Source organism: Luteibacter sp. 9133 (assembly GCF_000800155.1).
Classification (GTDB): domain Bacteria; phylum Pseudomonadota; class Gammaproteobacteria; order Xanthomonadales; family Rhodanobacteraceae; genus Luteibacter; species Luteibacter mycovicinus.
Genome location: NZ_JUHO01000001.1, coordinates 3,637,931 through 3,651,360, shown reverse-complemented (window position 1 = coordinate 3,651,360; position 13,430 = coordinate 3,637,931). Strand labels below are relative to the sequence as shown.

Genomic DNA, 13,430 nt, shown 5'->3' with positions numbered 1-13,430 from the left:
TTCCTTAAAGGTCCAGGACCAGATCGGTGCTCGGCGCACTGACGCACAGTCGTACCGGGGTCGACGGCTCGCTGTCGCGGTCGCCGGTCAGCGTGTGACGTACGGTGCCCGAGGCGCGGCCGCAGGCGCAGGTGTTGCAGATGCCCATGCGGCAGCCATGACGCGGGCGAAGGCCCTGGGCTTCGAGACCTTCCAGCAACGAGGTGCCGCGGGCGAGGGTAAGCGTGCGTCCGCTGCGAGCGAGGTGTACCTGTACCTCGCCGGCTTCGCCCTCGACGGTGGCCGGCGTGCTGAAGGCTTCCGCGTCGAAGTGCGCGACGTAGCCGTGAAGGCGCGCGCGTGCCGCCTCGACGAATCCGCCCGGGCCGCAGGCGAGCACACGGCGTGCCTGCAGGTCCTCGATCGACTCCAGCGACACGTCGTCGACGCGACGCTCGGGCTCGACCCCGGCACGCGTGAGCAAGGTGCGCACACGCAGCCGCGGGTGGGTAGCGGCCAGCTCGTCGAGTTCGTCCACGAAGCAAAGGTCGGCGCGATCGCGCGCCCAGTACAACAGGTCGACCTTGACCGGCATGCCGCGTGCGGCGAGCGAGCGCACCAGGGCACGCATCGGCGTGATGCCGCTGCCGGCAGCCAGCAGGAGCAGGTCGTCGGTATCGGAAGGCAGGGTCATCTCGCCGAAGGCCTGACCGAGGGTCACCACGTCGCCTATCCGGGCGGCTTTCGCCAGATGACCGCTGACCACGCCGCCGGGCATCGCCTTGACGGTGATCGCCAGCGTGCCGTCGTCCAGTGGCGTCGGGCTGTAGCTGCGCACCAGCCGGCGACCCTCGATTTCCACGCCGATATTGACGTGCTGGCCGGGGAGCATGCCCTGCCAATGCCGATTGGGGCGGAGCACGAGGGTCACGGCGTCGCGGCTCGCCGCCGTGCGCGAGACCAGGCGCGCCAACGGCTGCTCCAGGGTCCACAACGGGTTGAGGCGGGTCGCCCAGAAGTCGAACAACGCCGGTGAGACGGCGCGGCGCACGGCGCGCTGGCGCCAGGAGGTTTTCGGAACGGGAATGGCGTTCATGGAGTCACTATACGCGCATCCGCACAGCTGTGTATACAGTTGTGCATTCACGACTGGGGGTATGATTCGGGCCTAGTCCGTTATCAGCGCCTCATGACCTCGATCATTCTCACCCCGTCCCCGGATTTCCCGACGCCTCCGCGCAAGGCGGGGATCGCCCGTGAGGACCTGCTGGCCGCCGCGCTCAAGCTGATCGGTCCCAACCGCAGCCTGTCCACGGTAAGCCTGCGCGAGGTGGCGCGCGAAGCCGGCATCGCGCCCAACAGCTTCTATCGTCAGTTCCGCGACATGGACGAGCTGGCCATCGCCCTGATCGACCTGGCGGGGCGCTCGCTGCGCATCATCATCGGCTCGGCGCGGGAGCGTGCTACCTCGACCGATCGCAGCGTGATCCGTGTTTCGGTCGAGACCTTCATGGAGCAGCTGCGCGCGGACGACAAACTCCTGCATGTGCTGCTGCGCGAAGGCGCGGTAGGTTCGGACGCTTTCAAGCAGGCGGTCGAGCGCGAGCTGATGTACTTCGAGGACGAGCTCCGCGTCGACCTGATCCGCCTCGCCGCCGCCGAGCGCGCGACGCTGCACGAACCGGCGCTGGTATCCAAGGCGATCACCCGCCTCGTTTTCGCGATGGGTGCCAGCGCCATGGATCAGCCGCCTGAGCGCGACCCCGAGGTGATCGAGCAGATCTCGACGATGTTGCGGATGATCATCACCGGATCCCGCGTGCTGGAGCAGTCCAAAGGCTGACTCCGGGCGCTATAGTTCGCTCCTCACCGGGGGAGTGACATGGTCGATAACGGAAAGGGCGTCGCGAGAGTCAGCGGATGGCGGGTCGTTCGTTTCGCGGTCCTGACGTTCGTACTCACCATCGTCGCCCACGCGGTGGCCTACCTGGCCCATGAATACAGCCACTCGATGGCGGCGTGGGCGTTTGGCTGGATGAAGTCGCCTTTCGACATCGATTACGGCTCGGCTACCCCCGGCAACATCCTCCTGCTGGGCGACGTTTCCGACAACGTGGAATACGCGCCGATCATCGCGAGTGGCGCCGGGTGGCAGGCCTCTCTCATCGCACTGGCCGGCCCGTTCGTCGGCAACGGCGTGCTCTTTTTCATCCTGGACGCCGTGTCGCGCATGGACGCGGTGCGGTCGCGGCGGGGGCTGCAGTCCTTCGTGTACTGGCTGTGCCTGATGTGCGCGGGCAACGTGTGGAGCTATGTGCCCATCAGGGCACTCTCCACGCATGCGGATATCGCGCTGTCCGCCCAGGGCTTCGGCATCCCGGTGTGGCTGCAGTTCCCGTTTCTGATGGCGGTGTCGGGCTATATCGCCTGGCACTTCTTCAGGAAGACGTTTCCGGGTGTCTGTCAGAACGTGACCCACGGTGACCCGGCCCGATGGCTGCTGATGGCGGTAGTGACCGCTTGCTGGTTCTTCCTGTTCTTCGGTGCGGGCGGGATGTCCGGTTCGTACGGCACGATCGCGTGGATCTTCTCGGTCGTCTCGTGCTTCCTGTTGTTCCCGCTGTGCGCGGTCTGGCTGTGGAGCACCTGTGGCCTGGCAGACGCTTCGTCGACATCCGCATCGGGATGATCGTGGCACCCGCCCACCCGGGCCGTCCCATGACAGAGCCGACGCCATGTCCGAAACCATCTTCGAAGCCCTCCGCGAAAGCCACGCCACGCAGCGCTCACTCGTCCGCAAGCTGCAGCGCTCGGAGCCGGGTCCTCACCGGGTCGAGTTGTTCACCGCGTTACGGATCGAACTCGCGGCGCATGAGGCGGCCGAGGAGCGTTACCTCTACGTGCCGATGCTGATGGACGATCGCGGCTTGCACTCCTCGCGCGATGCGCTGGCCGACCATCACAAGATGGATGACCTGATCGAGGAAATGCAGACGCGGAACCACGCGGGTCGCAGCTGGACGGCGAACCTCGCCAAGCTTTCCGAAGAGCTGCACGATCATCTGCGCGAGGAGGAGAAAATCTTCTTTCAGCTGGCCGGCAAGATCCTGACGGCGCCCCAGAAGACAGGGCTGGCAAAGAAATATCGGAAGGACTTCGCCGCGCACGAGAAAAGGCTGCGCGCGGAGTGACGCCGTAATGCCGTGATGGGCGCGTCGTTCCGGCCATGCGTCTTTCGCCCCGTTTGCCCTCGGCGACGGGTGGTGTGACCATCACGGACTTACCAGGGACAGGAGAGTCCGTTGCTCAAGACACTGATATGGCGTCCGCTCCAGCGGCTGGCCGACTTCGCCGCCGGATCGGCCGTGGGCGGCCTCGTGCTGATGGGTGCCGCGGCGCTCGCGATGATCGTGGCCAATTCGCCGCTCGCCTCCGTGTATTTCGACGCGCTGCAGGCGCACGTCGGCCCGCTGAGCGTGCTGCACTGGATCAACGACGGTCTCATGGCGGTGTTCTTTCTGCTGGTGGGCCTCGAGATCAAGCGCGAGTTCATCGACGGGGAGCTGGCCTCCAACCGTCTGCGAGTCCTGCCGGGTCTGGCGGCGCTGGGCGGCATGGTCGTGCCGGCGGCCATCTTCCTGCTGGTCAACCGGGGCAACGCGGAATCGATGCGTGGCTGGGCCATTCCCTCGGCGACCGATATCGCCTTCGCGCTCGGTGTGGCGGCCTTGCTCGGCAGCCGGGTGCCCACGTCCCTCAAGGCGTTTCTCGCGGCCCTGGCGATCATCGACGACCTCGGTGCGGTCATCATCATCGCGCTGTTCTACACCCCCGATCTGTCGCTTGCCTATCTCGGTCTGGCACTGCTTGCCGTTGCCACGATGGCCCTGATGAACCGCTTCGGCGTCAGCCGCCTGTGGCCTTATCTGCTCATCGGTGTCGTTCTCTGGGTGCTGGTGCTGAAGTCCGGCGTCCATGCGACCCTCGCGGGCGTGGCGACCGCGTTGTGCATCCCCCTTAGCGACAGTGAAGGGCGCCTGCCGTCCGACGGCGACTGCACCCATTCGCCTCTGCTGAGGCTCGAGCACGCGCTCCATCGACTGGTCCCCATCACGGTGCTGCCCCTGTTCGGCTTCGCCAACGCCGGCATCTCGTTCGCCGGTGTGGGCCTGGCGCAATGGCTCGCCGCGACCACGGTCGGCGTGGGCCTCGGCCTGCTCGTGGGCAAACTCATCGGTGTGTTCGGTGCCGCATGGCTCGCCATCCGCTTCGGCTGGGCGGAGATGCCGCGCGGCGCCTCGCGCGGGCAGCTGTTCGGCACGGCGCTGCTGTGCGGCATCGGTTTCACGATGAGCCTGTTCATCGGGATGCTCGCCTTCCCGGATCATCCCGAGCTACGCGACGAGGTGAAGCTGGGCATCCTTGCAGGCTCCGTCCTTGCGGGTCTCGCCGGCTGGGCCGTCCTTCGTGTGACCGCACGCACGCCGGCGACGCCCTGAGCCAATCCTTGCCTGCGCGGCGCGCTATCCTCGTCGACGATCCCGCTTCCCCTCCGAAGGACACCCTGTGGCTGACCGTAAAGACATCGAGTGCTGGCTGACCGACATGGACGGTGTGCTCGTCCACGAGAACAAAGCCCTGCCGGGCGCGCCCGAGCTGATCCGCCAGTGGCGTGACCAGGGCAAGCCCTTCCTCGTGCTTACCAATAATTCGATCTTCACGCCGCGCGACCTGAGTGCGCGCCTGCGGACGTCGGGTATCGACGTGCCCGAAGAGCAGCTGTGGACATCGGCGCTGGCGACCGCGGCGTTCCTCAAGGACCAGTCGCCCGGCGGCTCGGCGTTCGTCATCGGCGAGGCGGGCCTGACCACTGCCCTGCACGAGGCGGGCTTCATCATGACCGACACCGCGCCCGACTACGTCGTGCTCGGCGAGACCCGTACCTACTCGTTCGAAGCCATCACCAAGGCGATCCGTCTGATCGGCGCGGGCGCGCGATTCATCGCCACCAATCCGGACGTCACCAGCCCCAGTGCGGAGGGTCCGCTGCCGGCGACAGGCGCCGTGGCCGCGCTCATCACCAAGGCCACCGGGCGTCAGGCTTATATGGTCGGCAAGCCCAACCCGATGATGTTTCGCTCGGCGATGAACAAGCTCGGCGCGCATTCGCACAACACCGGCATGATCGGCGACCGCATGGATACCGACGTCGTCGCCGGTATCGAAGCGGGTCTGCATACGGTGCTTGTGCTCAGCGGTATCGCCGACCGCGCGGAGGTGGATCGCTACCCGTTCCGCCCGGCGGAAATCCTTTCCTCCGTGGCGGATCTGCTCGACGACTGACCGGATTACTTCGAGGGTTTGGCGGCGTCGACCGGTTCCGGCGCTTCCACCTTGGGCAGATTCATTTTCTGTCGTGTCGTATCGATCCGGCGCTTGCGCTCGGGCAGGTCCAGCTTCTGCGGCTTGCCCGAGGCCAGCGCCTCCATGATGCCTTCGACGATCAGCACGTCGATCAGGCCTTCCTGGCCATCCGGCTCCGGATCTTCGTTGTCGAGCAGGCATGCGGAGAAATATTTCAGCTCACCGCCGAACTGGTCGGTCGCCGGGGCGGAAATCTTCCGCTCCTTGTCGCCCACGGTGATGGTCTGTTCGAAGGGCGTGCCGTAGGTGAAGCACGGGCGCATGTGCACACTGCCCTTGGTCCCCGCTACATAGAACGCATCGACGGCGTTGCCGTAGTAGGACACGGTGAACAGGGCCACGCGGTTTCCGGGAAAGCGCAGGGTCACGGCCACGGTGTGGTCGAAATCGTCGCCAAGTCCCGACTCCGGATGGCGCAGGCCCACAGCCGACACCACCTCGATCGGGTCGGCATCGAAGACGTAACGTGCCGCGTTGATCGGGTAGGGCGCCATGTCGAAGACCGGTCCGGCCTTGGCACCGTTGGTCGCCCGGTGGTTCTTCGGGTCGACCATCTGCGCGAACGTCGCGCTGAAGGTATGCACCTGGCCCAGCTCGCCGGCGCGAATGCGATCGATGAGGGACAGCGTGGCGGGCTCGAAATGAAGCCGGTAAGCCACCATCAGCTTCGCCGTCGACGCGGCGGCCGTCGCAAGGATCTCGCGACTGGCGGCGTGGGTGATCTCGAGCGGTTTCTCCACCAGCACATGGATCCCGGCCTTCAGGGCGGGGATCACGAACTCGGCGTGGCGCCAGTTCGGCGTCGCAATATAAAGCGCATCGATGCCGCCGGAGGCCAGCAGCTCGTCGAACTGATCGTAGCTGTAGACGCTGCCGATGCCGTAGCGCTCGGCCACCTTGGCCGCCTTGTCCGTATCGCTGCTGACCAGGGCGGTGACGACCGAGTTTCCGGTGTGCGCGACCCCGGGCAGCATGGCTTCCTGGGTGATGTCACCGAGGGCGACAAAGCCGTAGCGGATCTTGCGCGAGGTGTTGGTCGAGTCGGACATCGGATACTCCTTCAGGCAGAACCCCGAGTCTGGGCACCGACGTGTTCATGAGGCGTCGTAAGCAGGCGAACGAAATCGTGACGACGCCTGCCTGAAGGCGAGCATGGACTGACATTGCGTCCACGCGCCGACCTGCCAGAATGCGTCGTCCCGGAGAACCCGATGCCCCACGCGCCCGCCCCCAAACTGCCTGCCGTTTCCGAGGCTCGCCGCCTTGCGGCGCTGTCGTCGTTCGATATTCTGGACACGGAGAAGGAAAGCGCATACGAAGACATCGTGCGGATCGCCTCGTATGTCTGCCGTGCCCCTATCTCAGTGGTCAACCTGATCGACGCCGACCGGCAGTGGTTCAAGGCGGAAGTCGGCCTGGGTGTGCGGGAAACGCCGCTCGACACCTCCATCTGCGCGCACGCGATTCTCGAACACGACCTGCTGGTCATACCCGATACCACCCAGGACCCCCGTTTTGCCGCCAATCCGCTGGTGACCGGTGAACCCGGCCTGCGTTTTTATGCGGGCGCGCTGCTGAAAACCGCCGATGGCTTGCCGTTGGGCACGGTCTGCGTGCTCGACACCCAGCCGCGGACGCTGGATGACGACCAGATCGACACCCTGCGCCGCCTGGCGCGCCAGGTCATGGCGCAGATGGAACTCCGCCGTATGCTGCGCCAGTCGCAGCGCCGCGGCGATCACCTCTCGCGGCTGCTCGCGACTGCGGGGCACGACCTGAAGGCGCCGCTGCGCTCGGCGCTGTACGCCATGTCGAAGGTGCGCAGCGGCGTGTCCGGCGAGCACGCCGCGCGTCTGGACGACGCGAGGACCGATCTTCTCAGCGCCGACCAGCAGCTCAGCCGGCTGCTCGCTTCGACGCATGCCGACATCGCCGGCGGCGATGCCGAGCTCGGCCCCGTCGTTCTGCATGAGGTGTTCGACGCTCTGTCGTCGACCTGGACGAGGGCGGCGCAGCGCAAGCGCGTCGCACTGACCATCGGGCGCACCGACGCCATCGTGCGAGGGCATCCGTTGCTTCTGGAAACCGTGCTCGGCAACGCGCTTTCGAACGCCGTGAAATATACGCCCGGTGGTGGTGCGGTCACCATGCTGGCGCGATCCGGCGATGGAAAGATAACGATCGACATCCAGGATAACGGTTGCGGTATTCCTGCGGAAAAGGTCGAAGAATTGTTCAGCGCGTTTCGCCAGGCCGATCCGCAGGCCGAAGGGCTTGGTCTTGGCCTGTGGCTGATCCGGCAGAGCGCCGCCGCGATGCATGCGGAGGTGGAAATACATCCCGGTGCCACTGGCGGAACGATCTTCCGGCTGAGCCTCGACGCCGCCTGACCACGCCCCGGCTGCCCGGCCATCCTGGCTGAGCCGTAATGGCGCACCCGCCTGACGGATGGGTGACCGGTGGTAATCTGTCGCCCCCGAAATCAGGTGTGAGCACTCATGGCGGTACGCGATTCCAACGGCAACGAGCTGGTCGAGGGCGATGCCGTCACGGTCATCAAGGACCTCAAGGTCAAGGGTTCGTCGATCACCCTCAAGCGCGGCAAGCAGTTCAAGAGCATCCACCTCACCGATGACGAAGACGCCATCGAGGTCCGTGAGGGTAAGAGCGTGCTCGTGCTGAAAACGGAGTTTCTCAAGAAGGCGTGATGTGAGTCGCGGTCGTGGCGTTGACTTGGACCGTCCGCCTCCCGATGCTTGTCTGGCCATCGGCCACAGGGGTCATGGCGTCCGCAGGAGACTAGGATGGTCGTGCACACCGGCGACATTTCGAGAGATCGTTCGAAGCCCGGGCCTTCGCTCCAGGGTGCCCCGTTCGTAAAGCCGAGGCGCATTGCATCGTTATGGCACCTCGCCGGTTACGTACTCATCGTCCTTTCGATCACGGCGTGGGGTATTTTCTCGTCGTTCGGCCACGCAGCCGCCGGGCCCGTCGCTGAGGGGGCACAGGCGCTGCGAGCGTCACCCTGGCCTTTTTACACGTTGTCCGTGCTGGGCAACGTCGGTGTTCTTTACTACTGCTGGGTCGGCGTCCATCGCGAAGGTGGCACGCTGGCAACGCTCACGGGCGGCCGCTGGACGTCGCTGCGTGGGGTGGTCAGGGACTTCGCCATCGCGGCGGTCTTCTGGCTGGTCTGGGAAGGCGTCGCCTGGGCCGCCTGGCAACTCGTGCCAGCGGTGGCCGGGGAGGGGGTTCCTTCGATGTTGCCGCAGACGCCCATCGAAGCGGCTGGCTGGATGATCGTCTCCGTCGTCGCAGGTTTCGCGGAGGAGATTCAGAGCCGCGGCTACTTCCAGCAGCAGCTGTTCTGGCTGACCGAGAGCACCGCCCTGGCCGTCATCGGTCAGGCGGTTTTCTTCGGTATGGCGCATAGCTATCAGGGCTGGAACCACGCCCTCGTCATCGCGATCCTCGGCGTGCTCTACGGCGCCCTCGCTGTCTGGCGCCGCAACCTGCGAGCGAACATGCTGGCGCATGGCTGGTCGGACATCTGGGAAGGCTGGCTGAAGTTTGTCGTCTTTCGCTGATTCGCAGATCCGACAGCATGCCAGGCCTTTTCCTTACGTGCCTCGCGTGCGCCCGCCGGCCGCGTCGCCTTGGTCGGCGCACTAGCGTGTCGAAGGCGATGACGGGGCCTTAAAACGACCTTGATCATACGAAACCTTTCGTATACTCTGGGGCGTGTGCAGTGGGATACAAGGACGTGAAACGGCAGGTGTTGCTTGCGTTGATCGAGGGCCGATATCGCATCGCCCATCGTGCCTCCCTTGACTCGAAAAATGTCTTCTATACGGGCGAGCTCGATCTCGAAGACCTGCTTCTGATCCTCATGGGGTCCCGGGGCACCGAGCATCGGGTGACACCGCACCATCGGCAACCCGACATCGACGTGCACGTGATCGTCAGCGGCGGTTGGTACATCAAGTTCTATTTCTTCGAAGGAGCAGTCGATCTGCTCAGTGTGCACAGGACGGAGAAGTCATGAAAATTCTTAATCAGGGCGATACCGAGCCGGCCCTCTGTGATCTCGATGGCCGAGTGACGGTGACCTACCGTTACCGGGATGTTCCTTTTTCCGATGGCTCAGGCATGGCTCGTAACGTGCTGGCGGGAATCTGCGACGTTTGCAGCGAAGTCCTGTTGGTTCCGCCGCAATCGGTTCCCGCTATAGCGGCATCACGCCGTCGCTCGACGGGGCCGCTCGAAGCAAGTCTTCCCGCATCCTATGTGGACACGCTCGACGCCGCCGTATCCCTCGTCGATACCGAGGCAAGCAAGGAATTCCGCAAGCGACTGCTCATGTACTACCTTCACCGCTACGCGCGGGGAGATGAAGCCATGGCTGAACTGGTCGGGCTGGCGGGAGGCGCCGAGCAGTCTGCGTCCGGTCCGAACCGGCGACTCTCGTTCAAGCTCTCCGAGCAAGCGAACGCAAAGGTCGACTACGTCATGAACGAAACAGGCTTGTCGAAGACCCAGCTGGTCAAGGCGCTCATCGGCAAGATCGCCGCGGACCTCGTCCGTCGGACGAAAGCGCGTCGCCTCCAGGAGCTGATCGCGCTTTGCGAAGTCATGAAGGCCTGATAGTCCGATGGATCGCGCCGCTCAGAAATTCGCTCCGATCGACAACGTGGCGAAGTCATGGTCGGCCAGCGTGTCGTACGTGGGATGTCCCAGGTAGTTCGTATACGTCAGGTTGGCGAACCAGGTCTTGTCGAGCGTGGCGCCCAGGCCGAGCGTCGCCTGCTTGCGTCCACCGACCAGCTGCCCGTCGACCGAGTAGCCATGCACGTCCTGACCGATGCCCAGGCTTGGCGACAGCACCCAGCCATGCGCGACCGGATAGGTGAGCGCGCCCTTGACGCGATAACCCCATGCGGACCGCGTGTAATACCCGCCGTTATGGCACCCCGCGGGGTTCACGATGGCCGTGCAGGTGTTGACGAAGCCTTCGCTGGAGAAGCCCCAGTGGAAGCCACGCCCGTAGCGCACATCGGTCAGGCTCGGCAGGTCGGTATGGCTATAGGCAAGCTCGGCCGCGAGGGTGGCGCCGCTCGCGCCCAGCACGCCGGTAAACGCGCGCGTCGTGTTCAACAGCAGCTGCGTGCGGTCGTAGCGGTCGTAGCCGAGCAGCGTCCCGCCCGGAGGAATCAGCGTGTTGCGCACACCGATCGGTCCGCCGCTGCGGGTCAGTGCCGCGAACATGTCCGCGGTATTGATCTGTACGGGCAGGTCCTTCGTGTAGCTGGCCTCACCGGCCACCTTCCACTTCCCGAGCATGGTGCTGCCGGAAAGGCCCCAGAGACGGATGTCGTCCGGGTATTCCCACAACACATGAATCGAGGACAGGCGTGCGGACAACTGCGCGTCGGCGAGCGGTGCGCCCGCGGCGACCAGTAGCGGAATCACCCCGTTGTTCTGTTGCGAGGCGTCGATGGTGGTCGCATCGAGAATGGGGTTGCGTGAGTTGTAACGCAGGTAATACGCGGCGATGTTCGTCGCCGGACGATCGAAGGTGTAGCGCAGCGTGGCACCGTACTGACCGTGGTCGCGACCGTCGACCGTACTGGCACGGGGCAGCACGCCACCGACGGAATTCTGGTAGCCGTCGCTGAGCCACTGGCCAGCACCGGGGCTATACGCATTGAGCGGGTAGTACGCGTTGCTCTCGATGCCGCCGCAGCCCGGATCGATGCCGAGGTCGGTGCCCGAGAAGAAGGTGCCGCAGGGATCGAGTTCGGAGGGGCGCCACTTCCATTGGTAGAAGCCTTCGACACTCCAGTGCGGATCGATCGTGAGCTTGCCCCAGAGCATTTCGACCGGAAGCTGCGCTTCGGTGGCGGGATCCGTCCCCGGGCGGTGCAGCGTCGTGTAGTCGGTCGGATTGATCTGGTTGACGCCCTGCATGAACAGGCCCTCGCCCCACTTGACCGTCTGCTTGCCGAGGCGCAGGTCCAGTGCGCTTTCGTCGTCCAGTGCGAAGTGGCCGTAGACATACGCGTTGAGCCACATGAAGCCGGAGAAGCGGTTGGACTTCGACAGTCCATGATCGTCCAGCGGCCGATCGGCGGCGAACGCGCTGGCGCCGCTGCCCTGGGGTACGTCGTGGTTTTCCTGTGTGTTGTCGTACCATGCCCGGGCGCTGGCGACGATACCGACGTTCTTGTATTTCAGGTCCAGTGCGCTGGTAACCTTGAACAGGCTCGAGTAGATATCGCCCTTGCCGTAGTTGAGGTTGCCGTCGTCAGCCGTGTCCGCACCATCGCCGCCCTTCGGCTTACCGTCGGAGCGGAAGCCTTTGCCGACAAGATGCTTCGACGGGTCATTCAGGCGCTCGCCGGCGCCGGCGACCACCCGCGTTTTGAGTGTCCCCTGGACCTCCCCATCGGCGAGTCGGAAATCGGTCGCGTGCAGTGCGGAGGCGGAGAGGGCCGTGAGCGACGCCACGGCGAAGATCCATCGACGTGGATGCATCGGCTATTCCGTTAAAAACTTGACGGCATTCTAGACATGGCAGCTATATTGCACGCAAGACGTCTGGACGTCCGTCGTGTGCGACTTTCGTCGCACATCGCCTTTTTCTCCCGCGGGACGATCGAAAACCACTCATGAGCGCAACACTTTCAGATGAAACCATCGACCGCCGTCCACTCGACCGCGGCGATGCCAAGACGCTGATTCTCTCCGCGCTCGGTGGCGCGCTCGAGTTCTACGACTTCGTGATCTTCGTGTACTTCGCGAAGACCATCGGGCATCTTTTCTTCCCGCCGGGCGGCTCCGACTGGCTGGCGCAGCTTCAGGCCTTCAGCCTGTTTGCCGTCGCCTATCTCGCCCGCCCGCTCGGCGGCATCGTGATGGCTCACTTCGGTGACCGTATCGGCCGCAAACGCATGTTCACGCTCAGCGTGTTTCTGATGGCGGTACCGACCCTGCTCATCGGTGCGCTGCCGACCTACGCCAGCATCGGCGTTCTCGCCCCCGTGTTGCTGACCCTGCTGCGTGTCGTCCAGGGCATCGCGATCGGTGGCGAAGTGCCGGGTGCCTGGGTGTTCGTCTCCGAGCACGTGCCCGCGCATCGCAAGGGTCTTGCGGTGGCGAGCCTGTCGGCCGGCCTGACCTTCGGCATTCTCATCGGCTCGTTGCTCGCGGCCTACCTCAACGCCCACATGACGCCCGAAGCGCTGATGGACCACGGGTGGCGCATCGCCTTCGTGCTGGGTGGCGTGTTCGGCTTTGTCGCCGTCTACCTCCGCCGCTGGCTCAGCGAAACACCGGTCTTCGCGCGGATGCGCGAGCGCAAGCAGCTGTCGGAAGAACTGCCGGCATGGGTGGTCGTACGTGACCATCTGCCGGGCGTGCTGCTGTCGATGGCGGTTACCTGGGTGCTCACCGCCGCCATCGTGGTCGTCATCCTGCTGACCCCGACCCTCATGCAGACGGCCTTCCATATCGATCCGGCGCGCGCCTTCACCGGCGGCAGCATCGGTGCGTTCACGCTCTGCGTCGGGTGCATCGGCGGCGGTCTGCTGGTCGACTGGCTTGGCCGTGGTACAGCCATGCTGATCGCCTCGCTGGGTCTCATGCTGAGCACCTATGCGCTGTATTTCGATCTCCAGGCGGGTGGCGCGCATCTCTATCCGCTCTACGCCATTGCCGGTGCCTTCGCCGGTGTCGCCGGCATCGTGCCCGCGGTCCTCGTGGCGTCGTTCCCCGCGCCGATCCGCTTCTCGGGCATTTCGGTGTCCTACAACGTCGCCTACGCCATTGCCGGCGCCGCCACGCCCGTGCTGGTCGGCTATCTGGCCAAAGGCGTCGGCGGCATCGGGCCCGCGCATTACGTCGCCATCGTGTCGCTGGTCGGTGTAGCGGCGTCGATCTACATGATCGCCGGACAGCGCGGCATCCGCGCCGACTGACGACGGCGCGGACGGAGGCCTTCACGTCGATTTCATGGCGGTGACGGCGGC

Annotated in this window: 13 protein-coding genes and 1 pseudogene; 11 read left to right on the top strand and 3 right to left on the bottom strand. The window is 65.0% G+C overall.

Translation table 11 applies throughout. From position 1 onward, the window contains the following. Positions 1–4: 4 nt before the first annotated feature. A complete protein-coding gene (locus FA87_RS15945; protein ID WP_043695886.1) occupies positions 5–1,075 on the bottom strand; it encodes a ferredoxin reductase in 1,071 nt (356 codons plus the stop codon). 93 nt (positions 1,076–1,168) lie between these two features. Here FA87_RS15945 and fabR point away from each other — a divergent pair, with 93 nt between their 5' ends. From fabR to FA87_RS15920, 5 genes are all read left to right on the top strand, one after another. Further along, positions 1,169–1,822: an HTH-type transcriptional repressor FabR gene (fabR, locus tag FA87_RS15940; RefSeq protein WP_036110292.1), complete on the top strand. Its 654-nt coding sequence runs from the start codon at positions 1,169–1,171 to the stop codon at positions 1,820–1,822. 39 nt (positions 1,823–1,861) lie between these two features. Beyond that, on the top strand, positions 1,862–2,668 hold the full coding sequence (locus tag FA87_RS20815; RefSeq protein WP_156128569.1) for a hypothetical protein: 807 nt from the start codon (positions 1,862–1,864) through the stop codon (positions 2,666–2,668). Between the two features lie 46 nt (positions 2,669–2,714). Beyond that, a complete protein-coding gene (locus FA87_RS15930) occupies positions 2,715–3,170 on the top strand; it encodes a hemerythrin domain-containing protein (RefSeq protein ID WP_036110294.1) in 456 nt (151 codons plus the stop codon). 111 nt (positions 3,171–3,281) lie between these two features. Then, positions 3,282–4,478 carry a Na+/H+ antiporter NhaA gene (gene nhaA, locus FA87_RS15925; RefSeq protein ID WP_239709110.1) on the top strand — a complete coding sequence of 399 codons (1,197 nt, stop codon included), beginning with the start codon at positions 3,282–3,284 and terminating at the stop codon, positions 4,476–4,478. Between the two features lie 67 nt (positions 4,479–4,545). After that, entirely contained in the window at positions 4,546–5,322 is a 777-nt protein-coding gene (locus FA87_RS15920; protein ID WP_036110295.1) for an HAD-IIA family hydrolase, read from the top strand. A 5-nt stretch (positions 5,323–5,327) separates the two neighbouring features. On the opposite strand, the gene FA87_RS15915 is transcribed toward FA87_RS15920, so the two are convergent. After that, on the bottom strand, positions 5,328–6,452 hold the full coding sequence (locus tag FA87_RS15915; protein ID WP_036110297.1) for a Gfo/Idh/MocA family oxidoreductase: 1,125 nt from the start codon (positions 6,450–6,452) through the stop codon (positions 5,328–5,330). A 162-nt stretch (positions 6,453–6,614) separates the two neighbouring features. On the opposite strand from FA87_RS15915, the gene FA87_RS15910 reads away from it, so the two are divergent. From FA87_RS15910 to FA87_RS15890, 5 genes and pseudogenes are all read left to right on the top strand, one after another. Next, the gene (locus tag FA87_RS15910) at positions 6,615–7,793 is read left to right on the top strand and encodes a GAF domain-containing sensor histidine kinase (RefSeq protein ID WP_051943293.1); all 1,179 of its coding nucleotides are present in this window, start codon (positions 6,615–6,617) and stop codon (positions 7,791–7,793) included. Between the two features lie 114 nt (positions 7,794–7,907). Continuing rightward, a pseudogene (locus FA87_RS15905) lies at positions 7,908–8,111 on the top strand (alkylphosphonate utilization protein); the annotation flags it as partial. Between the two features lie 96 nt (positions 8,112–8,207). After that, a complete protein-coding gene (locus FA87_RS20020; RefSeq protein WP_052191392.1) occupies positions 8,208–8,990 on the top strand; it encodes a CPBP family intramembrane glutamic endopeptidase in 783 nt (260 codons plus the stop codon). Positions 8,991–9,166: 176 nt separating this feature from the next. Next, on the top strand, positions 9,167–9,448 hold the full coding sequence (locus FA87_RS15895) for a hypothetical protein (protein ID WP_139382627.1): 282 nt from the start codon (positions 9,167–9,169) through the stop codon (positions 9,446–9,448). Next, positions 9,445–10,047 carry a hypothetical protein gene (locus FA87_RS15890; RefSeq protein ID WP_043695882.1) on the top strand — a complete coding sequence of 201 codons (603 nt, stop codon included), beginning with the start codon at positions 9,445–9,447 and terminating at the stop codon, positions 10,045–10,047. The genes FA87_RS15895 and FA87_RS15890 overlap by 4 nt, the downstream gene beginning before the upstream one ends. A 21-nt stretch (positions 10,048–10,068) precedes the next feature. Here FA87_RS15890 and FA87_RS15885 read toward each other — a convergent pair whose 3' ends face one another. Further along, positions 10,069–11,937, bottom strand: coding sequence for a DUF1302 domain-containing protein (locus tag FA87_RS15885; protein ID WP_043695880.1), 1,869 nt, complete (start codon positions 11,935–11,937; stop codon positions 10,069–10,071). Positions 11,938–12,071: 134 nt separating this feature from the next. Between FA87_RS15885 and FA87_RS15880 the strand changes: the two genes are divergently transcribed. Continuing rightward, complete coding sequence (locus FA87_RS15880) at positions 12,072–13,379, top strand: MFS transporter (RefSeq protein WP_043695878.1); 1,308 nt, start codon at positions 12,072–12,074, stop codon at positions 13,377–13,379. Positions 13,380–13,430: the final 51 nt, after the last annotated feature.